The organism is Mesorhizobium jarvisii, assembly GCF_003601985.1.
Lineage (GTDB): Bacteria > Pseudomonadota > Alphaproteobacteria > Rhizobiales > Rhizobiaceae > Mesorhizobium > Mesorhizobium jarvisii.
The window spans coordinates 304,156-330,284 of record NZ_QZXA01000001.1 but is presented as its reverse complement, the minus strand read 5'-3'; the positions used below and the strand labels follow the sequence as shown (position 1 = coordinate 330,284).

Below are 26,129 nucleotides of genomic sequence, written 5' to 3'. Positions count from 1 at the left end.
AGGCGAGCTTGGGCATCACCTTTCGCAAGGAAACCTTCCGCGACGATTTCACCTTCAGGAACAGCCCGGAGCACATCAGGCGGTTCCCGTTCCCGTTCCATGAAGACGCCTACATGTATGCGGTCAACATCGAGCCGCACGTCGTCGGGCCGAAGGGCAGCGTGCTGGAGAATCTGATCGATGTCGACGAGCACTACGTCGCCGAGATGCAGGACCGCGCTTTGGTGCTCGCCGAGGATCCGCTGCGCTGCCAGTCGCTGCCGCATATGACGCTGGCCGGCTGGGATCTGCTCGAACTGCTGATGGAACAGCAGGCGCTGGGCTATCCCGAGCATTTCACGCTGACGCGGGACGGCGACCGTTGGCGCTGGATCAACCGGCCGCTCGGCATCGACGACACCTTCACATTCGGCGACACCTCGACCCTGCCTTACGGGCCGATGGAATACATCACCCGCCAGAGCCAGGGCGATTTCTGCATCCTCGATCAGCGCGACGGCAATCTGTGGATGGATGCCGGCATGGTCACCACCCAGGCCGACTGGTCGCTGGATTTCGACATCGGCATGAATTTTTTCGAGTGGCATGCACCGGTGCCGCTGGCGCATGAGAAGGGGATTTTCACGCGGGCGCTGAAATTCCTCACCAACATCCAGCAGGGCAAGCCGGCGCGGCGCCTCAACTGGACGATGACCATCAATCCGCGCCTCGATACCAGCCCGGAAAATTACCACAAATGGGGTCCGGACCGGACGACCGTGACGCCCGAGAATGTCGGCGACAAGGTGCATCTGCGCGTCGAGCTGCAAAGCTTCTGGCGGCTGCCGCGCTCCAACGGCATCGTCTTCCCGATCCGCTGCTACCTGATCAAGATGGACGAGCTGGTGACGCAGCCGAAATGGGCACGCCGCCTGCACCGCGTCATCCGCGACCTGCCCGAGGAACTCGCCACCTACAAGGGTCTGACACGGTACCGGCCGACGCTGGTCGAGTGGCTGTCGAAGCTGGATGATGGGAGCGCGACCAGCCCGGGTTTTGGGCCCGATTAACCCGCGCTGTTCTGCGGATAGCAGATGATCGACAGATACCGCATCGGCAGTTTCGTCAGCTGCTCCGGGCCGTGCGGCGCGTCGGCGTCGAAGAACAGGCTGTCGCCCGGCTTCATCGGATAGAGGTTGCTGCCGTGCCGGTAAACGACTTCGCCCTCCAACATATAGAGGAACTCCATGCCCTCGTGCTGGAAGGTCGGGAACACATCCGAATCCTCGGTCAGCGTGATCAGGTAGGGTTCGACGACGACACCGCTGGTGTTCGACCCGATATGGCCGAGCAGATTGTACTGGTGGCCGGCGCGCGTGCCGCGGCGCTCGACATCCAGGCCTTCGCCGGCCTTGACGAAGACAGCGCTGCGCTCCTCCTCGAAGCGGCGGAAGAAGGCGGTGACGGGAACGCCGAGCGCCCGCGACAGCGCCTGCAGCGTGGTCAGCGACGGCGAGGTGATGCCGTTCTCGATCTTCGACAGCATGCCCAGCGAAATGTCGGTGGCGACGGCGAGATCGGCGACGGTGATACCGAGCTTCTTGCGGAACGCCCGCACCTCGCGGCCGATAGCCACCTCCAGAACTTTCTCGCGTGTGTCGCGGATGGCGTGTGGGTTCTGCGTCAGCGGTGCGCGGATGGTCTTGCCGTCCGCCGAGACCTTTGGCTGGGGCTTCGGCTTGGCACCGGCAAGCCCGGCCTTGGAACTGTCTTTCGCCATGTCGCTCCCGGATTTCGCGGATTAATTTCACTCAAGGTGAACATCAGAGCTGGCGATACAGCAGCGCGGCGGTGTCGGCAAGCCGTCTTAAGTGCCATCGGACGATCCCATGGATTCTGTCCGCGTAGGTTTTTCGCCAGGAATCCTTTGCGGGCAAACGCTGTTCCCGCAGATGTCAGTTGACAGCACCGAAGGGCCAATTAGTGTCACTGTCAGTGAAATTTGTTTCGCTGGGGAAATCAAAAAATGAGGAGGCCCTTGAAATGAAAACGCGTGTTGCCGTCATCGGCGCCGGACCGTCCGGCCTGGCACAGCTCAGGGCCTTCAAGTCGGCTGAGGACAAGGGCGCCGACATCCCTGAAATCGTTTGCTTCGAAAAGCAGTCGGACTGGGGCGGCCTGTGGAACTATACCTGGCGCACCGGCCTCGACGAGCATGGCGATCCCGTGCATGGCTCGATGTACCGCTACCTCTGGTCGAACGGGCCGAAGGAATGCCTGGAGTTCGCCGACTATACGTTCGAGGAGCATTTCGGCCGGCCGATCGGCTCCTATCCGCCGCGCGCCGTTTTGTGGGACTACATCAAGGGCCGCGTCGAAAAATCGGGCCTGCGCAAATGGGTGCGCTTCAACAGCCCGGTGCGCATGGTGACCTTCTCGGACGAGACCAAGAAATTCACCGTCACCGCGCATGACCGCGCCAACGACGTCACCTATTCCGAAGAGTTCGACAACGTCGTCGTCGCCTCAGGCCATTTCTCCGTCCCCAACGTTCCCTATTTCGAGGGCTTTGCCACCTTCAACGGCCGCATTCTGCACAGCCATGATTTCCGCGACGCGATGGAATTCAAGGGTAAGGACATATTGATCATCGGCCGCTCCTATTCGGCCGAGGACATCGGTTCCCAATGCTACAAATACGGCGCCAAATCCATCACCTCCAGCTATCGCTCCAAGCCGATGGGCTTCAAATGGCCGGAGAATTGGAAGGAGGTGCCGCTGCTGCAGAAGGTCGTCGGCAAGACAGCCCACTTCAAGGACGGTTCGACCAAGGACGTCGACGCCATCATCCTGTGCACCGGCTACCTCCATTCCTTCCCCTTCCTCACCGACGACCTCAAGCTCAAGACCGCCAACCGCATGTGGCCGCTCGATCTCTATGAAGGCGTGGTGTGGGAAAAGAATCCGAAGCTGTTCTATATCGGCATGCAGGACCAGTTCTACACCTTCAACATGTTCGACGCGCAGGCCTGGTTCGCCCGCGATGTGATCATGGGCCGCATCAAGCTGCCGTCAGTCGAGGCGATGGCCGAGCACAGCGCCAAATGGCGCGCCCGCGAGGAAACGCTGGAAGACGCCGAGCAGATGATCTGGTTCCAGGGCGATTATACCAAGGAATTGATGGACCAGACCGACTATCCCGGCTTCGATGTCGAGGCGGTCAACCAGACTTTCATGGAATGGGAACACCACAAGGCGGAAGACATTATGGGCTTCCGCGACCACGCCTACCGTTCGCTGATGACCGGCACCATGGCGCCGCTGCACCATACGCCCTGGCTGCAGGCGCTGGACGATTCCATGGAGAGCTATCTCGAGGTGAAGGGCGTCGCGGCGGAGTAGCCGCGGCGCATCTTCCAACCTAGAGCCGCTCACCGCTCACCGCTCACCGTTTAACGGAAACGGTGAGCGGCTCTAGCGCTTTGTTTTTGAAGAAATTCCGGACGGAAAACCGCTCACACTTTCCTGGAATTGCTCTAACCCAGCCTTGCCCGCGCCTTCGCCGTCCAGGCGTTGAACAGCCGGTCGGCGACGATGCCGATGAAGGCGATTGCCAGGCCCGCGACAATGCCGCGGCCGGAATCGGCTTTGGACAGCGCGATGAACACCTCCTGCCCGAGGTCGCGCGTGCCGACCATGGCGCAGATGATGATCATCGCCAGCGCCATCAGGATGGTCTGGTTGACGCCGAGCATGATCTCGGGAAGCGCCAGCGGCAATTGCACGCGAAAGAAGGTCTGGCGCGGCGTGCAGCCCGACACCTTGGCCGCCTCGATCAGAGCCGGCGGCACCTGTCTTATGCCGTGATTGGTGTAGCGGATCGCCGGCACCACGGCGAAGGCTATCGTTGCAATCATGGCGGTCACGTCGCCGACTCTGAACAGCATCACCACCGGGATGATGAAGCAGAAGGACGGCAGTACCTGCAGCGTGTCGATGATGGGCGTGACGATCTTCTCGAAGCGGTCGCTGCGCGCGGCCATCAGCCCGACCGGGATGCCGATCAGGCATGCGATGAAGGCCGAGATGCCGCAGAGATAGACGGTGGCCATGGTCTTTTCCCACAGTCCGGTGACGGCGCAGAAAGCGGTCAGCGCGGCGACCAGGGCCGCCAGGCGCAGGCCCGAGAGCTGATAGCCGGCAAGGCCGAGCAGGAACACCGCGCCCAGCCAGGGAAAGCCTTCGCAGAAGGCACGCACCGGGTTCAGCACGTTGAGGATCAGCGCCACGCGAAAGGCTTCGATCGCATCGAAGAAGTTGATCGTCACCCAGTTCACCGCTGCCTTCCACAGCGGCGCGGTGGTGAAGGTGATCGCCTTCGGCACCGCCGCGAAGGCCGGCACGAACAGGCCGAGCAGCGTGGTGACGGCAAGGATGGCGATGGCCAGCGACAGATTGGGATGGCGCCGCCAGAAGCTCGGGTTCGCCGCCTGATGAACATGGCCCTTCGCCTGCTTGTGGGCGATGGCCTGACTCAGCCGGTCGAGCGCGATCGCCAGAGCCACAATGGCGAGACCAGCCTCCATCGCCTCGCCAACCTTCAGCGCGCGCAGCGCCAGAAGCACGTCGTAGCCGAGGCCGCCGGCGCCGATCATCGAGGCGATAATGACCATGTTGAGCGCCAGCATGATGACCTGGTTGACGCCGACCATCAGCGTCGGCCGCGCCGAGGGCAACAGCACCCGCCAGAGTTTCTGCCGCGCCGTGCAGCCGGCCATGTCGCTGAATTCGCCGATCTCCAGCGGCACGCGGGTGAGGCCGAGCATCGTCGCCCGCACCATCGGCGGCGTGGCGAAGATGGCGGTGGCGATCATCGCCGATACCGGGCTGTTGCCGAACAGGAGCAGCATCGGGATGAGATATGCGAAGGTCGGGATCGTCTGCATCAGGTCGAGGGCAGGGGAGACGATGAGCCTTTCCGCCCAAGGCTTGCGCCAGGCCCAGATGCCGGCGAACAGGCCAGTGACGATGCAGAACGGCACGGCGATGGAGATCAGCGCCAGCGTCAGCATGGCGCTGGTCCATTGGCCGAACAGTGCGATGTAGAGGAAGCAGCCGCCGACCAGCAGGCTGAGTTTCCGACCGCCTACGGCATGTCCGGCGATGAAGGCGACGGCGCAGACGCCAACCCAGGAGAGGCGCGGCAGTACATAGGCGTCCGCGCCATGGCCGATCTTGAAATTCTTGGCCAAGAGATTGAGCGCGAAATCGAGCGGCACGCCGAGCACCGCGGTGATCGAGCGCGTCAGCCAGGACAGGTTCGACTTGATCCAGCCCATCAGCGCGCTGACCCAGTCGGCGACCGGTACGACGGCGCTGGCCGGATAGTTGACAGCCCAGGGGACACTGTCCTGCAGCAGGAACACCAACAGCACAGCGGCAAGGGCCGCCGCCCAGACGAGCAGCCACCGCTGAAGTGGCGGCCTGGCCTCGCTGGCGCTTGCCGCCACCGTCATGCGCCGGCTCTCGCGTGCTCGATGCCGGCCAGCAGATCGATGACCGCTTGCGGCGTCACTTCGCCGATCGGCTTGCCGGTGCCGTTGATCACCGCGAACGGCTTGCCGGCCGAGACGATGTTGGCCGAGAAACTGGCGATCTTGGCATCAGGCGAAACCGTGCCGCCATGCTCCGAACCATCGCAAGTCCGCATCAGGCTGCGCGCCGAAATCACCTTGGCGCGGTCGACGTCGCGGGTAAACTCTGCGACATAGTCGGTCGCCGGATTGACCACCAGTTCCTCCGGCGTGCCGATCTGGATGACCTCGCCGTCCTTCATGATGGCGATACGGTCGGCCAGCCGGATCGCCTCGTCGAAATCATGGGTGATGAAGACGATGGTCTTGTGCAGCATGGTCTGCAGCCGCATCAGCTCGTCCTGCATCTCGCGCCGGATCAGTGGATCCAGCGCGGAGAACGGCTCGTCGAGGAACCAGATCTCCGGTTTGGTCGCCAGGCTGCGGGCGATGCCGACGCGCTGCTGCTGGCCACCGGACAATTCGCGTGGGTAGAAATGCTCGCGGCCGCGCAAGCCGACCAGCTCGATGACCTCGCGGGCGCGCGCCTCGCGCGTTGCCCGGTCCTGCCCCTGGATGCCGAGCGGAAAGGCGATGTTGTCGAGCACATTGAGATGCGGCAGCAGCGCGAAATTCTGGAACACCATGCCCATGCGGTGGCGGCGCAATTCGATAAGCGCCGCATCGGAAATCTTGAGCAGGTCCTTGCCCTCGAATTCGATCTTGCCATGGCTCGGCTCGACCAGCCGCGACATGCAGCGCACCAGCGTCGATTTGCCGGAGCCCGACAGGCCCATGATAATGAAGATCTCGCCCTGGCGAATTTCGAGATCGACGGCGCGCACGGCGCCGACCAGTCCGGCAGCATTGACATCGGCCATGCTGGCCTTGCCGTCGCGCTCGCGGATGAAACTGGCCGCGTTCGTCCCGAACAGCTTCCAGACATTGCGGCAGGCAAGTTTTACCGGGCGATCGTTGGTGCCTGGTTGGGTCGATCCCTGTTCAGTCGTCATCCAATCGTCCTTCTGGAACATCAAGACTTGGGACCCGGCCGATCAACGGCCGGGTCTCGCTTTCCAGTCGGAACGATCACTGCGCCCAGGCTTTCCAGTCTGCCTCGTGGGCGGCGATCCAGGCGGCGGCGACATCTTCCGGCTTCTTGCCGTCAAGGTCGATCTCTCCGCTCATCTTGTTGAGCTCGTCGGTATCGATCGTGAAGGCCTTGGCCACCTTGTAGGCGACCGGCCATTTGTCCTTCATGCCGTTCCAGGCATATTTCCAGATCTCGCCATGCGGCTTGCCGCAATCATATTTGGCGTCGGGGTTCACGCCCCATTTCGGATCGTTGTAGCATTCAGGCGTGTATTCGGGGAACTGCACCCATTCGCCCTTGTACTTGGCCGGCGCCCAGTGCGGCGAATAGATCCACAGCATGATCGGCGCCTTGCGCTGATAGGCGGAATCGAGTTCGGCGAACATCGCCGCATCGGTGCCGGCATGGATGACGGTGAAGGGCAGTTTCAGTGCCGCGACGCGCTCGTCGTCAAAGCCTTCCCAGGTCACTGGGCCGCCGAGATAGCGCCCCTTTGGTGCGGTCTCCGCCGTCGAGAACGAAGCCGCGCATGTGGCGTCGAGCAAGGCATGCCAGTCTGGCAAGGTTGGGCATTTCTCCTTCATGTATTCAGGAAACCACCACTCTTCCTTGGCCTTCGGGCCGAGCTTGCCCAGCCGCTCGGTCTGGCCGGTCGCATCGGAGGCCTTCATCGCCTCGCCGGCTGTCGTGTCCCAGAACTCCAGGCCGACATCGAGGTCGCCATTGGTGAGGCCGGTGGTCAGGCTGGAGAGGTAGTCGGCGGTCGGGTATTCAACGGTATAGCCGAGCTTTTCCAGGATGCCGCCGAGGATCTTGGCGTTGAGATTGACGCTGGTCCAGTCGAACAGCGCGATCTTGATCGGGTCGTTGGATTCCGGTGCGGCGGCCTGGGCGGAAGGTGTCAGCAGACTCAGCGTTGCGAGCGCAACGGCGCCCATCGATAGTTTTGAAACTCGACTGCGAAATGACATGCTTGTTCTCCTTCAAGCTGTGACGGTTATCGGTCGTTCCCTTCTTGCGGCTTTTCTTGATTGTGTTGGAAAGGCGGTTCGCTGCGCAAGTCCGTCGGCGCCAAAATTGTCGCCCTGGCCTTGGCCAGCGCAGGCAAGATGGTGCTCAATTCTCGTGATGATGGAATATGCCGTCCGCGTCATGGCTGCCGACAGACCGCTGGTGGAGCGATCATCTGCGGATCAATTGCCAGTCTTGCGGCGCCCGGCAAGGTGCAAGCCATCAAGGTCCCATGATCTCGGCTGTCGGCATGGCAAGCCCCATCTCGCCAAGCCCTTTCATAGGATGAAATTATATATACCAACGTTCATCTCGCGCAACGACTAACGCTTCGCAGATGCACAAATTCAGACTGCAGGCGAAGTTCGGCGAGATGTGGCCCTACCAGCAGACGTAGCCGCCATCGACGATCAGGTCGAGGCCGGTGACGAAGCTCGACGCGCGGCTGGCCAGGAACACCGTCGGCCCGACCATTTCCTCCGGCGCGGCCATGCGCCCCATCGGCGTGTCGCGCTTGAAGATCTTGATCTCCTCCGCCACCTCCGGCCGCTTGTTCATCGGTGTCAGCGTATAGCCTGGGCTGACGACATTGACGCGCAATCCGCGATCAGCCCACTCCATGGCAAGGCTCTTGGACATGTGGATGACGGCGGCTTTCGAGGAGTTGTAGTGCGCCTGCGTCAATCCGCGATTGACTATAGTGCCGGACATCGAGGCGATGTTGATGATCGAGCCTTCGCGGCGCGCCAGCATCTTGCGGGCTTCGGCCTGGCAGGACAGGAACACGCCGGCGACGTTGACCTCGTGCACCTTCTGCCATGTCTCGAGCGACAAGGTCTCGGCCGGTTCCGAACCGGCGATGCCGGCATTGTTGACGGCAACGGTCAATGCACCGAGTTCGGCCTCGACGCGATCGATTGCCGCCGCCAGATCGCTCGCCGAAGCGACCGTGCCGGTCAGCACCAAAGCCCTGCGGCCAAGTGCCGTGACTTGGTGCGCGGTCTCCTCAAGCCCACCTTTCGACGCATGACCGAAACACGCGACGTCGGCTCCTGCCTCGGCCAATCCAATTGCGATTGCCTGGCCAATGCCGCTGCCGGCACCGGTGACCAGCGCGACATCGCCATCCAGCTTGAAAAGATCCATCGATAGCCCTCCCGTTTCAGGGAAGGTATGCGCTGGGCCATGTTTCGATCAAGCGCTCAATGCGCAAGCCGGCAAGGGGCGGCGATGCCTAGAAATAACCGTCCGATGCCGCCGTCGCCTCTTTCGGGATCTCGACGCCGTCGACCAGGATCTTGTCGACCAGTTCGTGGTGGAAGCAGACCAGTCCCTTGATGCGCGCGGCCTCATGCACCGGCTCGGGATAGTACCAGACGAGATTCTCGTGCCGCTTCTTGGGCGTCGTCACGTGATAGTAGTTGGAGATGCCCTTGTAGGGGCAGCGCGAAATGTAGCGGCTGGGCGCGAACATATCGAGCCGCGTGTCCGAGATCGGCAGATAGTGGCGCACCGGATGGCCGGTTTCGAACAGAAATATGCCACGGCGTGAATCGGCGACCTGTTCGCCGTCGAGAATGACCTGCACCCGCCGCGAGGAGGGCAGGCAGTCGACCCGGCGGAACGGGTCGCGGGCGTGGACGAAGATCTCTTCGTCTTCCTCGTACCAGTGCGTCATCTTGGGCCAATAGAAGGACATGTAGTCCGATAGGTCAGGCGATCCCTTGACCGGATCCAGATAACGCCAGGCGGCATCCTCGACCAGCGTTATGCCGGTGTTCAGCGAATAATGCGTGGCGACGCCCTTGAACGGGCTTTCTGTCGTCGTCCTGCTCGGCAGCAGGAACTCCTCGCGCACGTCGCTCATCGGAAAGTAGTAAACCGGCAGATGATCGGATTCGTAGAGCACCAGCGCCGGCGACCAGCTTTCCGCCAGCACCGGCCTCAGGGTGAGATCCGGCTGCGTGATGCACAGGAATTCGGCGGTCTGGAAAACCAGCTGGTAGCTGCCGCTGTCATAATAGGTGAAATCTTCGATGCAAGGTCTAAGCCATGGATACAGAGAACCTGCGCAGTTTCCTGGAGGTCGCCGAACATGGCAGCTTCACCGTGGCGGCCAGCCGGCTCAATCTCGCGCAGTCGACCGTCAGCGCGCGGATCAGGGGGCTGGAGGAGCAGTTGGGGCGCCGGCTTTTCGTGCGCGACCGCGACGGCGTCAAGCTGACGCCCGCCGGCCGGCAATTCCTGCCGCACGCCTCGTCCATCACCCGCACCTGGGAGCAATCGAGGCAGAATATCGCCGTTCCCCATGGCTATGACAGCCTGCTGCGGCTGACCGCTCCCGCCTACCTGTGGGACCGGATCACTTCGCCATGGGTCGAGTGGATGCGCGCCAGGCGGCCGAACGTGGCGCTGCGCCTCGAGGGCAGTTTCCCGGATCTGGCGATCGACCAGCTGGCGGAAGGCCTGCTCGACATCTGCATCCTCTATCTGCCGCGCCCGCATCCCGGCATCGTCTATGAGACGCTGGCCGTCGATCAGGTCGTGCTCGTCCAGCATGCGGCGCAGACCAAGCCATGGACCGAAAACTACATACTGATGGATTGGGGGCTCGAATTCCGCATCGAGCATGACCGCGCCTTTGCCGGCATGGTGAAGCCAGCCATCTCGGCTGGCCTGGTCTTCATCGGCCTGCAGCATGTGCTGTCGCGGCAAGCGGCCGCCTATCTGCCGCTCAGCGCCGTCAGCACTCACATCGAGCGCGGCGAGATGCGGCGTATCGACAACACGCCGGTGTTCCAGCGGCCGATCTATCTCGCTTATCCATCGAATCCCGTCTCGTCGGATGTTCTGGATGTCGCCCTGACGGGCTTGCGCTCGCTGGCCAGGGACTGGACCAGCGAACAGGGTTTTTCGGAAGGCGACCGTTCCTTAGAGCAGTTCACATTTCGCGGAAACGATGAACTGCTCTAACTCCTTGTTTTGACGCAATTCCTAAGGGAAAGCGCTACGCGCTTTTCCCGGGAAAACCGTTTCACACTTTTCCTGGAATTGCTCTAGGCATGGCCGGCCTGAGGTAGCCGGCCGGCAATATCCTGCTATGCCGGTTCAATCACGGCGGCCTTCTGCAGCCTGGCAAGTTCCGGGTAGGGGATATGGCAGCGGATGGAATGGCCAGGCTGCGCTTCGGCCAGCGGCGGCTCCTGCTGCTCGCAGATCGGGCCGATCTTGCGCGGGCAGCGTGTGTTGAAGACGCAGCCCGGGGGCGGGTTGGTGGCGCTGGGGATTTCGCCGTCGAGCCGGATGCGCGCCGTCTCGGTCTGGTCGAGCTTCGGCACAGCCGACAGCAATGCCTCGGTATAGGGATGATGCGGACCGGAGAAGACTTCCTCCGAAGGTCCGATCTCCATGATGCGGCCGAGATAGAGCACGGCGATCTTGTCGGAGAGGTAACGCACCACCCCAAGGTCGTGCGAGATGAAGATGTAGCTGACATCTTCCTTCGATTGCAGGTCGGCGAGCAGGTTGAGGATCGCCGCCTGGACCGAGACGTCGAGCGCCGAGGTCGGCTCGTCGCAGACGACGATGCGCGGATCGCCGGCAAAGGCGCGCGCAATGGCGACGCGCTGCTTCAGGCCGCCTGACAGCTGGCGCGGCTTGACGGCGAGATGCCGGTCGGTCAGGCGCACCGAGCGGACGAGATCGTCGAGGCGTGCCTCCTGCGCCTTGCCGGAGAGGCCGGCCAGCCGCTTCAAGGCGCGGCCGAGAATGTGGCGGATCGAATGCGAGCGGTTGAGCGCGGAGTCCGGGTTCTGGAAGACGATCTGCATCGCCTTGACCTGGTCGTCGCCACGGTTCTCCAGCTTCGGCGCCAGCGCCTTGCCCTCGAGTTCGATGGTGCCGCCGTCATCGGGCGGCACAAGGCCGAGCAGCAGCCTGGCGAAGGTGGTCTTGCCGCTGCCGGATTCGCCGACCAGCCCCAGCGTCTCGCCGGGCCGCAGATCAAGCGAGACATCCTTGACGGCGCGCAAGGGATGGCCGTGGCTGGCATAGGTCTTGTTCAGTCCGGCAACGCGCAGCACCGGCGCGGTTGTCGGCTTGGGCGCTGTCGCAACATCGCTCGGTGTGGCGCGCGGCAGAGCCTGCGCCTTGTCGTGATGGAAGCAGCGCGACAGGCGCTTGCCGCGCTCGTCGCTCAAATCATAGAGCGGCGGCAATTCGGTGCGGCAGCGATTGTCGGCGAGCGCACAGCGGTCGGCAAAGGCACAGCCCTTGATGTCGGCACCTATGCCGGGCAGGAAGCCCGGAATGGTGTCGAGCCGGCCCTGGTCCTTGCGCTGGCCGCCGCGTGGCAGACAGCGCAGCAGCGCGACCGTATAGGGATGGCGCGGATCGTTGAAGACGACATCCGTCGGCCCTTCTTCCACCAGCATGCCGGCATAGAGCACGCCGACGCGGTCGCACATGTTGGAGACGACGGCGAGGTTGTGGCTGATGAACAGGATCGAGGCCGAGAGCTCTTGCCTGAGCTGCGCAATGAGGTCGAGCACCTCGGCTTCGACCGTCGCATCAAGGCCGGTGGTCGGCTCGTCGAGGATCAGCATCGAGGGATCGTTGGCCAGCGCCATGGCGATCGCCACGCGCTGCTGCATGCCGCCGGAGAGCTGGTGCGGATAGCGCTGCATGACGCTTGGCGGATCGGAGATGCGCACGCGGTTGAGCATGGCGATGGCGCGATCGGTCGCCGCCTGTCCCGTGATGCCGCCGAGCTCGAAGATCTCGGTCAGTTGCCGGCCGATGCGAATCGACGGGTTCAGCGCCTTGCCGGGATCCTGATAGACCATCGAGACGCTTTCGGCGCGCGCCCGCCGCAAGGCCTCGGCATCGAGCTTCATGACGTCCTGGCCGTCGAGCGAGATCGCGCCGCCCGATATCGAGCCGTTCCTTGGCAGATAGCGCACGACGGTGAGCGCCACGGTGGATTTGCCGCAGCCGGATTCGCCGACCAGCCCATAGGCCTCGCCTTGCCTGATCTTGAGGCTGAGATTGCGCAGCACGGCGCGGTTGCGCCCGGCGACCCGGTAGGCGACCGACAGGTCGTGCAGTTCGAGGGCGTTTTCAGCCTTTGCGGAACTAGTCATTGAGCGCTCCATGCACGCCGTCGGCCACAAGGTTGACACCGATCACCAGCGAGGCGATGGCGAGCGCGTCGAACAGCACTGTCCACCAGAAGCCGCCGCCGATCATGCCGTAGTTGCTGGAGATCGACAGCCCCCAGTCGGGTGAGGGCGGCTGGATGCCGAAGCCCATGAAGGAGAGCGTGGCGACCGCGAAGATGGCGTAGCCCAGCCGCACGGTGGTCTCGACCAGAATCGGCGGGATGACGTTGGGCAGGATCTCGACGAACATCGTGTGGAAGGCGCTCTCGTGCCTGAGCTGCGCGGCGGCGACATAATCGAGTTCGCGCTCGGCCAGCACCGCCGAGCGCACGGTCCGGGCGATGATCGGCGCGAAGCTCAGGCCGATGACGACGATGACGGTGGCCTTGGAGGTGCCGAGCGCGACGATCGCGAGCAGCGCGACAATGACCACGGGGATGGCCATGAAGGCTTCCAGGATGCGGCTGACGACATCGTCGACGATACCGCGGAAATAGCCGGTGAGCAGGCCGAGTGCCGTGCCGGCGACCGTCGCCAGCAAGGTTGCCAGCGGGGCGACGGTGAGGATGTCGCGCGAGCCGACGATGACGCGCGAGAAGACGTCGCGGCCGATCTGGTCGGTACCGAACCAGTGTTCGGACGAGGGCGGCGCCAACGCATTGATGATGTCGTCGGCAAGCGGGTCGTAGGGTGCGAAGTGCTCGCCGAACAGTGCGCAGGCGACCCAGAACAGCACGATGAAGAGACCGACAAGGAAGGTCCGCGAGCGCATGAGCGAGAAAAAGACTTCCGCCATGGGGCTGCGCCGGCGCGTATCGTCTTGCGGAGGGGAGGTGGTCTGGACGGCGCTCATTGGTCTGACCCCAGCCGAATACGCGGATTGAGTACGGAATAGAGGAAGTCGGCGATCAATGTCGCCACGGCATAGACGATGCCGATGGTGAGGATACCGGATTCCAGCATCGGGAAATCCTTGCCGCGCGCGGCGGTGAAGATCAGCGAGCCGATGCCCTGGTAGCGGAACAGCGTCTCGATCACCACCAGGCCGCCGATGAGATAGCCGGTCTGGGTGGCGATGACGGTGATGGTCGGCAGCAGCGCATTGCGCACCACATGGCGCCAGATCACCGTGCGCCAGGGCAGGCCCTTGAGCACCGCCGTTCGCGTATAGTCGGAATCGAGCGCTTCGATCATGCCGGAGCGCGCCATGCGCGCGATATAGCCGAACAGCACCAGGAACAGCGGCAGAGACGGCAGGATCAGATAGTAGAGCTGGGTGAAGAAGCCGGCGTTCTTCGGCCATGCCGCCGATATCGGCAGCCAGCGCAGCCAGACGCCGAAGATCAGGATCAGGATGATGCCGGTGACGAATTCCGGCAACACCGTCACCGACAGGCCGCCCAGGCTGATGATACGGTCGAGCGGGCGGTTAAGGTTGAGCGCGGCCACGACGCCGCCGAGGATGCCGATCGGCACCACCAGCACGAAGGCGACCGCGGCCAGCTTCATCGAATTGCCCAAGGCATCGATGACGAACGGCGCCACCGGCGAGCGGAAGATGTAGGATGTGCCCATGTCGCCGCGGATGAAATTCCAGATCCAGGTCGCATATTGGGTGAGCAGCGGCCGATCGACGCCCAGCGTGTGATTGAGCGCGTCGACAGCGCGCTGGTCGGCAAACGGCCCCAGGATCGCGCGCCCGACATTGCCGGGCAGCACCTGGCCGCCCAGGAACACCATGATGCTGAGCAGGAACAATGTAACCAGCGACAGCGACACACGCCGTGCAAAGAAGGAGAGAATGGCTAAGACTCCTTGTGGAGCCAGCCCCCACGCGGGAGCTGGCTGTTAGAGGATTGGCTTTCCCTTTCGTTTTAGGCCTTCGATGCCTTTTCGAGGAACAGCTGCGACATGGCGGTCGGCTGCACGCCGGCCACGCCCTTCGCCGTCGCCGTCAGATAGTCGTAGAAATAGCCGAAGATGACGGGCGTTTCCTCGAGCAGCAGGTTCTGGATCTTGCCCGCCGTCGCCTTTTGCGCCTCGAGATCGAGCGCGGCGATATAGCTGGTCGCCAGCGTGTCATAGTCCTTGTTCTTGAAGTGCGCGGCGTTCCAGGTGCCGTCGCTCTTCAGCGGTGCTGCAAGGTACACGTTCGGCACGCCGCGGTGGCCGTAGTCGGTGATGCCCATCACCGAATCCAGCCAGTTCGATTTGCCGAATACGGCGTCGCCGTAATACGCGCCCTGGTCGAGGATGTTGAGCTCGAGCTCGATGCCGATCTCCTTGACCCAGTTCTGGATGAGCTGGGCGTATTCCGGTATTTCCAGGTAGCGCTCGGTGGTCAGGGTCACCTTGAAACCCTTGCCGGCGCCGGCCGCTTCCATCAACTGCTTGGCCTGCGCGATGTCCTGCTTGCGCTGCGGCACGCTGGTATCGGTCGAAGGATAGGCAGGCGCGAACGGGCTGTCATTGCCGGCCGAAGCGCGGCCCTTCATCAGGCCGGCGACCAGCTTGTCGCGATCGAGGCTGAGCGCGATGGCGCGGCGCACGCGCGGGTCCTTGAACGGATCGGAATCGCAGCGCAGATGCAGTTGCTGGTGCGCGACCGACTTCAGGCTGATGATGTCGACGCTCGGATCATTGAGCAGGGCGACGCCCGCGAGCACCGGCATCTGGTTGATGATGTCGATCTGTCCGCCCTGCAGCGCCAGGATCTGCGGCTGCATGTCGGCGAAGAAGGTGAACTCGGTGCGCTCCGGCAGAGCCTTTTCGCCCCAATAGTCCTCGTTGCGGACGAAGGAGGCGCCGACCTTGGCCGTGTATTTTTCGATCTTGAACGGCCCGGTGCCGTCGAAGCTTTTCTCGTAGTCGCCCTTGTAGCTCGCCGGGATGATGACGGCGTTGTAGTTGTCGGACGACACCATGTAGGGGAAGTTGCCGTTCGGGGCGTCGAGATGGAATTCCACCGTGTAGTCGTCGACCTTCTTGGTGGCGCCCTTCTGCAGAATGCCGGTGAACACCGACAACGCGTTGGACGAGTTTGCCGGGTCGGCGAGGCGGTCGATGCTGGCTACGACGTCGTCGGCCTTCATCTCGCCGCCTGAGTGGAATTTGACGCCCTTGCGCAGCTTGAAGGTCCACACCGTGCCGTTGTCGTTAGGCTTCCAGCTTTCGGCCAGTGCCGGCTTGAGCACCAGGTCGGGGCCGTCGACGCAGAGGAATTCGGCAACCTGCTGCATGATCAGCAGGCCGCCGGCATCGGCGATGGTGACCGGGTCGATGGTTGCCGCCGGCACGCTGCTGCCGACACGGATGGTCGCGCCGGGCGCGCCCTGGGCGCGGGCGAGCGACGGCATGCCACTAAGGCCGGCAGCGGTGGTGATGCCGCCCAGAAGCGGCAGCGACAGGCCGAGCAGACTGCCGTGGCGAATGAAGTCGCGGCGGCTGACACGGCCGTCGACGAGACCGTCGATGAGATGGTTTTCGAGCGGCGAGCGATTGCGACGGATCAGGTCGAGAATGCGGTAGTTCTTGCTCATGGGTTTAACCCTTTCCCCTTGTTTCTTATGGCTGAAGAATGCACTTCCAGTTGACGAAATTCCGTGGAGTTCTCCTTGTCCCGGTCATCAACGAAGTCGGTCGACCGGGACTGTAGCATGCTGTCTTTCCTGGTCCATCCGATCCTGGCGGCGCAGGGTTCAGATTTTCTTGAGGCCATGCTTTCACCCGTCAGGCCCTGTCGTGGCGATCCAGATTGCTACGGCGGACCCTTGTGTTGGCTAGTCTCCTTTCCTTCTCGGTCTCCTAGTTCAGCGGCAGGCGGCGATATGTTCCGGGCTTCGCCGGGTCATGATATTTGTTGCACGGGCCGTTCTCGACGAAATCGCGATGGCAGGCCGTGAGGTTTTTCCGCGATAAGGTGACGCCGAGACCGGGGACTTCCGGGACGCGCACGACATTGTTCCTCGGCGAAAACGGCCCTTCCTCGGTAATGTCCATGGGCTGCATGCGAAACAGCGACTGGTTCGGCTCCCGGATCCAGCCAAGCGCCGCGCAAAGATGCAGATAGGCCGCGCTGCCGATGCCACTGTCGCCGCTGTAGCACCAGAAATCGACGCCGGCGTGCTCGCAGGCGCCGACGAAACGCGTGAGGCGGCCGATGCCGCCATGCGCCGTCGGATTGCCGACGAAGGCATCGGGAACCTTGAGGTCCATGGCGCGCGCAATGTCGATGTTGTGGGTCGAGAACGGGATCGAGCAATGCTGCCGCAACTGGCGCATCTCCTCGATCGTCGCCACCGGATCCTCCCAGTTGCGCACGCCGAGCTCTTCCAGCGGCCGCGCCAGCCGCCGCGCCGTCGCCAGCGAATAGGCCTGGTTGGAATCGATGCGGATCATCGCCTCGTCGCCGAGTTTTTCACGGATCAGCTCGACCATTCTGAGCGAGACTTTCGGGTCTTCGGTCGAGAATTTGCCTTCGAAGAAGGTCGTGCCATGCGTCTCGTGCAGCTCGACGCAATAGTCGGCGACTTCTTCCGGCGTCGTCTCGCCCTTCACCTTGGGTCCATCGCCGCGCAGCGAAAAATAGTCGGTGAACGGGATATCCTTGCGCACGGCGCCGCCGAGCAGCTGATAGAGCGGCTGCTTCCACGCCTTGCCGCGCAGGTCCCACAGCGCCATCTCGATTGCGCCGAAGGCCATGATGCGGGTGCGGTCGTTGATCGACTGCACGCCGGTCCAGTAGGGCAGGCAGACATGCTCGGCGCCGGCGATGTCGAAGGCATCGCGGCCCACCAGGCGCGCGGCCAGAACATCGTTGATGATCGCGGCCGCCGCTGGCGTCGGCGCCTCGCCGAGGCCGATCAGCCCTTCCTCGGTCTCGACCTCGACAATGGTCTGCGAAAACCCGTCGAGCTCGCCGAACACCCAGCCATAGGGCGCTTCGAGACGAAGATTGATCGGCGTTGCCGTGATACCGCGGATTTTCATCTCAGCCGATCTCGAAGAAAGGCTTGCCGAGCAGGCTCGGGTCCACGTCGATGCCGAGGCCGGGTCCGTCTGGAACGCCCATATGGCTGCCGGTGACCGGCGGGGCGTTGAAGGCCGTGCGCACCGTCACCCATTGATGGAAGGCAATGGCATGCAGCCGGCGCTCCTCCGGCGTCGACAGCGACAGATGCGCCATCGCTGCCGTGTCGATCTCGGCGCCGCCTGTGTCTTCGACAGTGATCATGAAGCCGAGGTCGACGGCAACGTCGCGAATCTGCCGGGTCTTGGTCACACCGCCCAACCGCGAGATCTTCAGCGTCAACCCGTCGGCCGCGCCCAGGCGGTGAATCTCCAGCATCGCTTCCAGCGAGGTGACGGATTCGTCGAGCACCATCGGCTTGTCGAGCATGCGGCGCACCGACATGTTCTCCTCGATCGTCGTGCAGGGCTGCTCGAACGTGTAGTCGATGCCGCGCGTGGCATCGGCGAACTGCCGTGCCTGATAGGGTGTCCAGCCGGCATTGGCGTCGCAGAAAATCACCGTACCTTTCGGCACGGCCGAGGCGACCGTCGTCACCCGCTCGATGTCGTCGTGCACATTGCCGCCGACCTTGACCTGCAAACGCCGACAGCCCTCCGCGATGATCCTTTTTGCCAGTGCCGCCATCTGATCGAGCGTGCCGTGGGTGACGACCCGGTAGGTCTCCGCCATGTCGCTCTCGCGGCCGCCGAGCATGGTCACCAGCGGCACGTCGGCGGCGCGCGCGGCGAGATCCCAGCAGGCCATGTCGAGCGCCGACTTGATGTAGGGATGGCCCTTGAACACCGTGTCCATAAGCCGGCCGATGCTGGCGAGGCCGCGCGGATCGTGGCCGATGAGATGCGGCGCGATTTCCGGCACGCCCGCGCGTGTTCCTGCTGGAAACGCGGCCGAGTAGAAATTGCCGAGCGGCGCCATTTCACCCCAGCCGGTCAGGCCGCTGTCGGCGGTGATGGCGACGATCACCGCGTCAAAGGCGTCGGCCTGGCGCCCCTTGGACATGCGGTAGGGGCCGTCCACGAAGGGCTGCACGACATGGTAGGCTTTGATGGATTTGATCTGCACTTCTGTCTGTCCGCTGGCTGCGATGTCTGGGAATTGGTCAGGCGCCCTTTGACGGACGCTGTTCGAGGCTGCGCGCATAGGAGAGCAACTGCTCGAAGTCGAGATTGATATGTTCGCGTGCATGACGCTGGGCAGCGCGCATATCGGCGCCCTTCATCAGTTGCACGTAGATCTCATGGACGTCTTCGGCCGGCACCGGCTCGTTGCGCGCATGCTGGTGCAGCGCGAAATACATCTGAAGCCGGCTGGTCAGTCGTTGCCAGGTTTCCAGAAGCACTGAATTGTCGGCCCATTCATAGATCAGTCCGTGCAGTTGCAGCGCGGTTTCGATCTGCCTTGTGGTGTCGAGGTTGCGTGTCGCCTGCTTCACCGCTTCGTGGCGCCGGTCAAGTTCATCGAAGAAACGCTGGTCGCGCTGGGGCCATGTTCGTTCGATGGCGAACTCATCCAGCACCTGGTTGAGCGAATAGGCATCGTCGATGTCCTTGGCGGTGACGTCGATGACGAAGGTGCCAGCATATGGAATGCTGGTCAGGATGCCTTCCTGCACCAACTCGCGCATCGCCTCGCGCAATGGCGCGCGGCTGACCCGCATCTGTTCGGAGATTCTGAGCTCGTTGAGCTTCTGGCCAGGTTGCAGTTGCCCGGTCAGGATGGCGCGCCGCAGGAGCGCGACGATTTCGGCGCGACGCGTCGTATCGGCAATCGGGCTGAAATCCGTCGTCACCATCCGGCCCACTCCAGCGAGTACAGTGGGCAAGACAATCAGATTGTCGACAATCTAACAAGATGGCATTTCGGATTTTTCATCGTCGCCCGGCATTTCCGATACGGACGCGGTTTGGGCGGCTCAGGCCGCGCGGCCGTAGAAGCCGACCCGCTCCTCGGCGCTGAACATCACGCCTGGTTTCTCGTAGTAGGAGAACACCGCGATCATGCGTTCGCGCTCGCCTTCGACCGTGGTGACGCGGTGCGCGGTGTTCTTGCCGCGGAACACATTGAGCGTACCCGGCTTCATGCGCAGGATCTTGGCGTCGGGATCACGGCCTTCGAGCAGCCTGGCGACGCCCTCATAATTCGGGTCGTCATCCGATCTGAGATCGGTGCGGTATTCGAGGTCGCCGCCACGTTGCGATTGCTGCAAAAGCAGCGTCGTGGTGAATTCCGAGCGGTCGAAATGCCAGTTCAGCGCCTCGCCGGCGCGATAGGCCATGACATTGGTGCGGGCCAGCGGATCCTGCATGACATGCAGTTTTTCCTTGCCCATCGTCGCCGCCAGGAAATGCACGAGCGGCTCGTATTCGTAGATGGCAAGCACGGTGCTGTCCGGAATCTGGTCGGCGCACACAGTGTGACTGATGGTTTCGACCTTGCGCAAAGCGGGGTGGTCGGGTGCGAGCTCGGGAATGCTGGGCTTGAAGTAGATGTTGTGCATGCGCTTGTGGACATGGGACTGCGTGTCCATCACCGGCTTGATTTCCCGCACCGCCTGTTCGGCGACGCCGGGCCGCAGAAAACCTTCGAGATTGAACATGCCGTCGGTCCGGAGGGCTTCGATCGACTGTTCGACGAGGCGCTTCCATTCGGCGCTGCCTTCGCGGTCGAGCGGATAACGGTCGAGATCGAGAATGTCTTTCATGTCGCGTGCTCCATCGGTTGGGCACAGAAGATCGCAAAAAATTCTTTCTCTCAACGGCGAAAATTATTAGGAATGAGCAAGAAAAACTTATGGAGATTGGCATGGAAAAACTGCCGCCACTGAACGCGATCAAGGCCTTCGAGGTCGCGGCCCGCGCCGGCAGCTTCACTTTGGCCGCGAGCGAGCTCGGCGTATCCTCGGCGGCGGTCAGCCAGCAGATCCGCAATCTCGAAACATGGTTCGGCAAGCAGCTGTTCGTACGCACTGGCAACCGCATCACCCTGACAGACGCCGGTCACGCCATCTACCCGCAGACCGCGCGGGCATTGGGTGACATTGCCGCCATCGCCCAGCGCATGCTGGAAGGCGGCTTGAGGACACGGCTTGTCGTGAGCGTGCCGTTCTCGCTGGCAGAGCTGTGGCTGGCGCCGAGGCTGGCCGCTCTTCTCGAGGCCTTCCCGCATATGGCGATCGATGTGCGGGCCGAAGACGATCCGATCGATCTGGTACGCCAGAATGTCGACCTGCGCATCTCCTATGGCGATTATCACTATCCCGGCCTGAGGATGGTGCGCCTCGTCCATGACGATGTGCTACCGGTCTGCGCGCCGGAATTCTGGCACCGGAACGGCAATGGCGATCCGGGGCTCACGGACCTGCATGAGAGCCTGTTCATCCACACCAATTGGGGGCCGAACTATGCCTCGCACCCAAGCTGGGCGGACTGGTTCGCGGCATGTGGAGGCGGCCGCTCGCCCGACCCGTCGCATGGCCGGCGCGTCGGCCTGTCCAGCCTGGCGATCGCCTCGGCGAGGTTGGGTCTGGGCATTGCGCTCGGCCAGCGTGTGATGGCGCAGGCCGATCTGGAGGCCGGGCGCCTGATCGCGCTGTCATCGGTCTCGGTGCGCCTCGGTAACCCCTATTGCGCCTTCATGCCGCCGGCCAAGGCCGACCGTGCCGATGTGGCCGCTCTTGTCGGCCTGCTTGTGAATACGGCGCCCACGACCCGTGGGTAGGTCGAGGGCGCCGCGCGGAAACCGGGCCTGCGGGGGTGTCAGGTAGCCGGTTTCTGTGGCAGTGGCGAGATCGGCATTCCGGGTCCGATCTTCTGCAGATTGCCTGTGATCACCTGGTCGCCTTCCGAGACGCCGCTCAAGATAGCTACAAGGTCGCCGCTGGTCGGCCCGAGCGAGACCAGCCGCTGGTCGACCGTGTTGCCCTTGCCGACGACGTAGAGATATTTGCCGAGCTGGCTCGAACCCAGCGCCGTCTGCGGCACCATCAGCGCGTCCGGCTGTTGCCTGATATGCAGCCGCACGCGGACGTACTGGCCAGGCATGAGCGTGAACTTCGCATTGCCGATGGTGGCACGCGCGGTGATGGTGCCGGTCGAGTGATCGACCGTGTTGTCGATGAAGGTGAGTTCGCCCGTCTGGCTGGTCTCGGTCTGACCCGGCAGCAGGACTTCGACATCGACCGGGCCGGCCGCGCGGGCCTGCTCGATCTCGGCCAGATCCGTCTCGCTCGGATTGAAGGTGACATAGATCGGGTCGAGTTGCACCAGCGTGTTGAGCACCGTGCCGGCGACGCTGACCAGCGTTCCGACCGAAGCCTGGTTGCGGCCCAGGCGCCCGGGGAACGGAGCATGGATCTCGGCGTAGCTCAGATTGAGCTCCGCCGTGCGCACGGCCGCCTGGTTGAGCGCCAGCGACGCCTGCGCTTCGCGCAAGGTGCTGGTGCGCTGGTCGAAGCTGTCCTTGTCCAGGTAACCGCTCTTGGCAAGCTCGGTGCCGCGGCCGAGATTGGACCGCGCATAGTCGAGCGTCGCCGTATCGCGCTGGACCTGGGCTTTCGCCTGGTCGAGCGCGGCCTGGAAGTCGTCGGGCGAGATCCTGTAGAGAACGTCGCCTTGCCGCACATCCGCGCCGTCCTGCGCCGTCTGTTCCTGCAAATAGCCGGGCACGCGCGCCTGCAGCGTGATGCTGCGGATAGGCTCGATGCGGGCGGCATAGTCCAGATAGATCGGGATCGTCTTCTTGACCACGCTCGCCACCGGCACCGGCATGACGAATGCCGCCGGAGCGGGCGTTGCCGCACCGGCCGTGCCGGTGCTCAGCCTGAGATTTCCCATATCGAGCAGGTGGACGCTGGCCACGGAGATCGCGCCCAGCGCGACAGCCGCTCCCAAAGCAATTTTCCATTTACGCATAATATTTCTCCAATCTTATTCGGCCGCTTCCGCCAGGGGAGGGAAGGCGGGTTCGGCAGTTGGTTCAGTATGCTTGGAGGCGGGTTCGCCGCTTTCGCGGCGCTCCCGCAACTGTTCGATGACCGCGTAGAAGACCGGCACGAACACCAGCGACAGGATGGTCGCGGCGACCATGCCGCCAAACACCGTGGTGCCGATCGACTGGCGGCTTGCGGCACCGGCGCCGGTGGCGAACATCAGTGGCAGCACGCCAAGGATGAAGGCGAAGGCCGTCATCAGGATCGGCCGCAGCCTCAGCCGCGCGGCTTCCATCGCCGCCTCGACGATGCTGAGGCCCTCCTCGCGCCGCCGCCTGGCGAACTCGACAATCAGAATCGCGTTCTTGGCCGCCAGGCCGATCAGCATGACGAAGCCGATCTGCGAGTAGACGTCGATCTGCATGCCGCGCACCGACAGGGCCGCGAAGGCGCCGAACAAGGCCAATGGCACCGCCAGCAGCACCATGAACGGCATCGCCCAGCTCTCATACTGCGCCGCCAGGATCAGGAAGACGAAGACGATGGCGAGGCCGAAGACGACGGACGCGATCGATCCCGCCTTGAGTTCCTGGAAGGTGATGCCGGTCCATTCGAAACCGAAATCCCTGGGGAGCGCGGTGGCAGCCGCCCGTTCCATGGCAGCGACAGCCTGGCCCGAGGAGAAGCCCGGCGCGGCACCGCCATTGATCGAGGCCGAGGCGTTGTTGTTGTAGTGCGGCACGGTTTCCGGCCCGACGAACGGCACCAGCTTGCCCAGCGTCGAGAGCGGCACCATGCCGCCCGAGGCATTGCGCACATAGAGCCTCGATATGTCGGCGGCGCCCGCACGTGCATCCTTGTCGGCCTGGATGGTCACCCGGAAGGTGCGGCCGAACAGGTTGAAGTCGTTCACGTAGAGCGAGCCGAGATAGATCTGCAGCGTGTTGAAGACATCGGGCAGGTTGAGGCCGAGAAGCTTGGCCTTGCTGCGGTCGAGGTCGTAGTTGAATTGCGGCGTCGAGGTCGAGAACGGCGAGAACAGCTGCTGCGGATTGATTTCCGGCTGCTTGCGCGCCTCGGCGATCACGGCTTGCGTCGCGTCATTGAGGGCCGTGCTGCCGCGACCGGTGAGATCCTCGACGACGAATTCGAAGCCACCGGTCGTGCCGATACCCGGGATCGAAGGCGGATCGAAGGAGAGCGCGAAAGCTTCCGGAATCTGCATCAGCTTGCCGCGCACATCGGCGACGAGTTTCGACGCGCTCTGGTCGGGGCCACGCTCTTCCCATGGCTTGAGGATGGCGAACTCGACCGCCGAGTTCGACTGCGCCGCACTGGTCAGGAAGTTCAGGCCGCTGATCGAGCCGACAATGTCGACACCGGGCGTCGCCTGCAGGATGTCGCGCGCCTTCTGGGCCACCGCGTCGGTGCGCTCGAGCGAGGCACCGTCGGGCAACTGGATGACGACGAAGAAATAGCCCTGGTCCTCGACCGGAAGGAAGGTCGAGGGCAGCTTCTGCCAGACGAAATAGGTAGCGACCAGCCCGGCCGCAAACAGGCCAAGCATGATCCAGCGCAGGCGGATGAGGAAGCGCACGCCATGGGCGTAGGCATGCGACAGCTTGTCGAAGCCGGTGTTGAACCAGCGGAACAGGAAGAACTGTGGCCCATGCCTATGGCGCAGGAAAGCGGCACTGAGCGCGGGGCTCAGCGTCAGCGAATTGAAAGCCGAGATCCCAACCGAAATCGCCACCGTCAGCGCGAATTGGTTGTAGAGCCGACCCGAGACGCCCGGAATGAAGGCGACCGGCACGAACACGGCCATCAGCACGGCGGTGGTGGCGATGATCGGACCGGTGACTTCGGCCATGGCGGCCTTGGTCGCCGCCAATGGTTTCAGCCCGGCCTCGAGTTGTCGTTCGACATTCTCGACCACGACGATGGCGTCGTCGACGACAAGGCCGATCGCCAGCACCATGCCGAGCAGGGAGAGCATGTTGAGCGAGAAGCCCAGCATCTCCATGACGACCAGTGTCGCCACCAGCGACACCGGAATGGCGATGGTCGGGATGATGGTCGTGCGCCAACTCTGCAGGAAGATGAACACCACCGCGACGACCAGCACCAGCGCTTCGCCGAGCGTGATCAGCACGTCATGCATCGACGCCGAGACGAAGCGCGTCGTGTCGTAGTGCATGGCGTAGGACACGCCCTTCGGGAAACGCGCCGACAGTTCCTGCATCTTGTCCTTGACGCGCTGCTGAAGGTCGAGCGCGTTGGAACCGGGCATCTGGTAGACCGCGAGCACCACGGTCGGGTCCTTGCCGAAGAAGGCCGACGACGAATATTGCAGCGCGCCGAGTTCGATGCGCGCGACGTCGCGCAGCCGCACCAGCGAGCCGGTGTCGGTGTTGGCGCGCACCACGATGTCGCCGAATTCCTTCGGGTCGCTCAGGCGGCCGACAGCGTTGACCTGCATCTCGAAGGCGGTGCCGGCGGGTGCCGGCGACTGGCCGATCTTGCCGGCCGCCACCTGGACGTTCTGCTCGGAGATGGCATTCTGCACGTCGACGGCGGTGATGCCGAGATTGGCAAGCTTGTCCGGATCGAGCCAGACGCGCATCGAATAGCGCCGCTCGCCGAAGATCTGCACATCGCCGACGCCTTGCAGACGCTTCAGCGGATCGACAACCTGCAGGTAGGCGAGGTTCGACAGCGCCACCGGATCGACCGACTTGTCGGGCGAGGTGAGGTTGACGATGAGCACGAAGTTCGGGTTCTGCTTCTTGATCGTCACGCCGCCCTGGTTGACGATCGCCGGCAGCGACGAGGCCGCCTGCGAGACGCGGTTCTGGACGTCGACGGCGGCGGTGCTCAGGGAGTAGCCGACATCGAAGGTGATGGTGATGGTCGAGGAGCCGTCATTGGAGCTCGTCGACGACATGTAGGTCATGCCCTGCACGCCGTTGATCTGCTGCTCCAGCGGCGTCGTCACCGTGTCGGCCACGACTTGCGCGCTGGCGCCCGGATAGTGGGCGCTGACCACGACCTGGGGCGGCGTGATGTCTGGAAACTGCGAGACCGGCAGCAGGAAATAACAAATCGTCCCGGCGAGCACCATGATGATGGCGATCGCCGAGGCGAAGATCGGACGGTGAATGAAGAAGTTTACCACGACACACATGCCTCGCCGGCTGCTCTTGCCCGCCCGAAGGCGCTGGCAACTCTGGATAACTGGCCGTGCCCGTCACGGGAGACTTCCCGTGAACGCAGCAACGGCACCTCGCGACGCTGCCCATCGGCAAGCGAGCGAAGCATCTTCTCGAGGGCGCGGGGGTCGACCCCATCTGCCTTC

Annotated in this window: 20 protein-coding genes; 4 read left to right on the top strand and 16 right to left on the bottom strand. The window is 63.3% G+C overall.

Going from position 1 to position 26,129, the window contains the following annotated elements; translation table 11 throughout:
* Positions 1–8: 8 nt before the first annotated feature.
* A complete protein-coding gene (locus D3242_RS01680; protein WP_019856866.1) occupies positions 9–1,049 on the top strand; it encodes a heme-dependent oxidative N-demethylase family protein in 1,041 nt (346 codons plus the stop codon).
* Here D3242_RS01680 and D3242_RS01675 read toward each other — a convergent pair.
* Entirely contained in the window at positions 1,046–1,759 is a 714-nt protein-coding gene (locus D3242_RS01675) for a helix-turn-helix domain-containing protein (protein WP_064983208.1), read from the bottom strand. The two genes, D3242_RS01680 and D3242_RS01675, sit on opposite strands and share 4 nt — an antisense overlap.
* Positions 1,760–2,022: 263 nt before the next feature.
* Here D3242_RS01675 and D3242_RS01670 point away from each other — a divergent pair, with 263 nt between their 5' ends.
* A complete protein-coding gene (locus D3242_RS01670; protein WP_038645283.1) occupies positions 2,023–3,381 on the top strand; it encodes an NAD(P)-binding domain-containing protein in 1,359 nt (452 codons plus the stop codon).
* A gap of 134 nt (positions 3,382–3,515) precedes the next feature.
* Here D3242_RS01670 and D3242_RS01665 read toward each other — a convergent pair whose 3' ends face one another.
* The 5 genes from D3242_RS01665 to D3242_RS01645 form a co-directional block, all read right to left on the bottom strand.
* Positions 3,516–5,495 carry an ABC transporter permease gene (locus tag D3242_RS01665; RefSeq protein ID WP_019856869.1) on the bottom strand — a complete coding sequence of 660 codons (1,980 nt, stop codon included), beginning with the start codon at positions 5,493–5,495 and terminating at the stop codon, positions 3,516–3,518.
* Complete coding sequence (locus D3242_RS01660) at positions 5,492–6,565, bottom strand: quaternary amine ABC transporter ATP-binding protein (RefSeq protein ID WP_027046596.1); 1,074 nt, start codon at positions 6,563–6,565, stop codon at positions 5,492–5,494. Before D3242_RS01660 ends, D3242_RS01665 begins: the two co-directional genes overlap by 4 nt.
* A gap of 76 nt (positions 6,566–6,641) precedes the next feature.
* A complete protein-coding gene (locus D3242_RS01655) occupies positions 6,642–7,616 on the bottom strand; it encodes an ABC transporter substrate-binding protein (RefSeq protein WP_019856871.1) in 975 nt (324 codons plus the stop codon).
* A gap of 421 nt (positions 7,617–8,037) precedes the next feature.
* The gene (locus D3242_RS01650; RefSeq protein WP_064983206.1) at positions 8,038–8,802 is read right to left on the bottom strand and encodes an SDR family oxidoreductase; all 765 of its coding nucleotides are present in this window, start codon (positions 8,800–8,802) and stop codon (positions 8,038–8,040) included.
* 88 nt (positions 8,803–8,890) lie between these two features.
* A complete protein-coding gene (locus D3242_RS01645) occupies positions 8,891–9,595 on the bottom strand; it encodes a DUF427 domain-containing protein (protein ID WP_223217768.1) in 705 nt (234 codons plus the stop codon).
* Between the two features lie 113 nt (positions 9,596–9,708).
* Between D3242_RS01645 and D3242_RS01640 the strand changes: the two genes are divergently transcribed.
* Positions 9,709–10,629 carry a LysR family transcriptional regulator gene (locus D3242_RS01640; protein ID WP_064983202.1) on the top strand — a complete coding sequence of 307 codons (921 nt, stop codon included), beginning with the start codon at positions 9,709–9,711 and terminating at the stop codon, positions 10,627–10,629.
* Positions 10,630–10,754: 125 nt separating this feature from the next.
* On the opposite strand, the gene D3242_RS01635 is transcribed toward D3242_RS01640, so the two are convergent.
* The 8 genes from D3242_RS01635 to D3242_RS01600 all read right to left on the bottom strand — a co-directional run bounded on the left by D3242_RS01635 (position 10,755) and on the right by D3242_RS01600 (position 20,548).
* A complete protein-coding gene (locus tag D3242_RS01635) occupies positions 10,755–12,797 on the bottom strand; it encodes an ABC transporter ATP-binding protein (RefSeq protein WP_064983201.1) in 2,043 nt (680 codons plus the stop codon).
* Entirely contained in the window at positions 12,790–13,668 is an 879-nt protein-coding gene (locus D3242_RS01630; RefSeq protein WP_038645296.1) for an ABC transporter permease, read from the bottom strand. The genes D3242_RS01635 and D3242_RS01630 overlap by 8 nt, the downstream gene beginning before the upstream one ends.
* Positions 13,665–14,618, bottom strand: coding sequence for an ABC transporter permease (locus D3242_RS01625; protein ID WP_081296031.1), 954 nt, complete (start codon positions 14,616–14,618; stop codon positions 13,665–13,667). The genes D3242_RS01630 and D3242_RS01625 overlap by 4 nt, the downstream gene beginning before the upstream one ends.
* Positions 14,619–14,689: 71 nt before the next feature.
* A complete protein-coding gene (locus D3242_RS01620; RefSeq protein WP_019856879.1) occupies positions 14,690–16,354 on the bottom strand; it encodes an ABC transporter substrate-binding protein in 1,665 nt (554 codons plus the stop codon).
* 265 nt (positions 16,355–16,619) lie between these two features.
* Positions 16,620–17,804, bottom strand: a complete 1,185-nt coding sequence (locus tag D3242_RS01615) for a mandelate racemase/muconate lactonizing enzyme family protein (protein WP_064983199.1) — start codon at positions 17,802–17,804, stop codon at positions 16,620–16,622.
* 1 nt (position 17,805) lies between these two features.
* Positions 17,806–18,909 (bottom strand): mandelate racemase/muconate lactonizing enzyme family protein, encoded by a 1,104-nt coding sequence (locus tag D3242_RS01610; protein ID WP_019856881.1) that lies wholly within the window; start codon positions 18,907–18,909, stop codon positions 17,806–17,808.
* A gap of 37 nt (positions 18,910–18,946) precedes the next feature.
* Positions 18,947–19,639, bottom strand: a complete 693-nt coding sequence (locus D3242_RS01605; RefSeq protein WP_019856882.1) for a GntR family transcriptional regulator — start codon at positions 19,637–19,639, stop codon at positions 18,947–18,949.
* A 120-nt stretch (positions 19,640–19,759) separates the two neighbouring features.
* Positions 19,760–20,548 carry a HalD/BesD family halogenase gene (locus tag D3242_RS01600; protein WP_064983197.1) on the bottom strand — a complete coding sequence of 263 codons (789 nt, stop codon included), beginning with the start codon at positions 20,546–20,548 and terminating at the stop codon, positions 19,760–19,762.
* A 101-nt stretch (positions 20,549–20,649) separates the two neighbouring features.
* Here D3242_RS01600 and D3242_RS01595 point away from each other — a divergent pair, with 101 nt between their 5' ends.
* Entirely contained in the window at positions 20,650–21,564 is a 915-nt protein-coding gene (locus D3242_RS01595; RefSeq protein ID WP_064983576.1) for a LysR substrate-binding domain-containing protein, read from the top strand.
* A 38-nt stretch (positions 21,565–21,602) separates the two neighbouring features.
* On the opposite strand, the gene D3242_RS01590 is transcribed toward D3242_RS01595, so the two are convergent.
* Entirely contained in the window at positions 21,603–22,757 is a 1,155-nt protein-coding gene (locus D3242_RS01590) for an efflux RND transporter periplasmic adaptor subunit (protein WP_019856885.1), read from the bottom strand.
* A 15-nt stretch (positions 22,758–22,772) separates the two neighbouring features.
* Complete coding sequence (locus D3242_RS01585) at positions 22,773–25,949, bottom strand: efflux RND transporter permease subunit (protein ID WP_064983574.1); 3,177 nt, start codon at positions 25,947–25,949, stop codon at positions 22,773–22,775.
* Positions 25,950–26,129: the final 180 nt, after the last annotated feature.

Coding starts and splice junctions, on each gene's coding strand:
- D3242_RS01675 (WP_064983208.1), bottom strand. CDS start 1,759: ATGGCGAAAGACAGTTCCAAGGCCGGGCTTGCCGGTGCCAAGCCGAAG.
- D3242_RS01670 (WP_038645283.1), top strand. CDS start 2,023: ATGAAAACGCGTGTTGCCGTCATCGGCGCCGGACCGTCCGGCCTGGCA.
- D3242_RS01665 (WP_019856869.1), bottom strand. CDS start 5,495: ATGACGGTGGCGGCAAGCGCCAGCGAGGCCAGGCCGCCACTTCAGCGG.
- D3242_RS01660 (WP_027046596.1), bottom strand. CDS start 6,565: ATGACGACTGAACAGGGATCGACCCAACCAGGCACCAACGATCGCCCG.
- D3242_RS01655 (WP_019856871.1), bottom strand. CDS start 7,616: ATGTCATTTCGCAGTCGAGTTTCAAAACTATCGATGGGCGCCGTTGCG.
- D3242_RS01650 (WP_064983206.1), bottom strand. CDS start 8,802: ATGGATCTTTTCAAGCTGGATGGCGATGTCGCGCTGGTCACCGGTGCC.
- D3242_RS01640 (WP_064983202.1), top strand. CDS start 9,709: ATGGATACAGAGAACCTGCGCAGTTTCCTGGAGGTCGCCGAACATGGC.
- D3242_RS01635 (WP_064983201.1), bottom strand. CDS start 12,797: ATGACTAGTTCCGCAAAGGCTGAAAACGCCCTCGAACTGCACGACCTG.
- D3242_RS01630 (WP_038645296.1), bottom strand. CDS start 13,668: ATGAGCGCCGTCCAGACCACCTCCCCTCCGCAAGACGATACGCGCCGG.
- D3242_RS01620 (WP_019856879.1), bottom strand. CDS start 16,354: ATGAGCAAGAACTACCGCATTCTCGACCTGATCCGTCGCAATCGCTCG.
- D3242_RS01615 (WP_064983199.1), bottom strand. CDS start 17,804: ATGAAAATCCGCGGTATCACGGCAACGCCGATCAATCTTCGTCTCGAA.
- D3242_RS01605 (WP_019856882.1), bottom strand. CDS start 19,639: ATGGTGACGACGGATTTCAGCCCGATTGCCGATACGACGCGTCGCGCC.
- D3242_RS01600 (WP_064983197.1), bottom strand. CDS start 20,548: ATGAAAGACATTCTCGATCTCGACCGTTATCCGCTCGACCGCGAAGGC.
- D3242_RS01595 (WP_064983576.1), top strand. CDS start 20,650: ATGGAAAAACTGCCGCCACTGAACGCGATCAAGGCCTTCGAGGTCGCG.
- D3242_RS01590 (WP_019856885.1), bottom strand. CDS start 22,757: ATGCGTAAATGGAAAATTGCTTTGGGAGCGGCTGTCGCGCTGGGCGCG.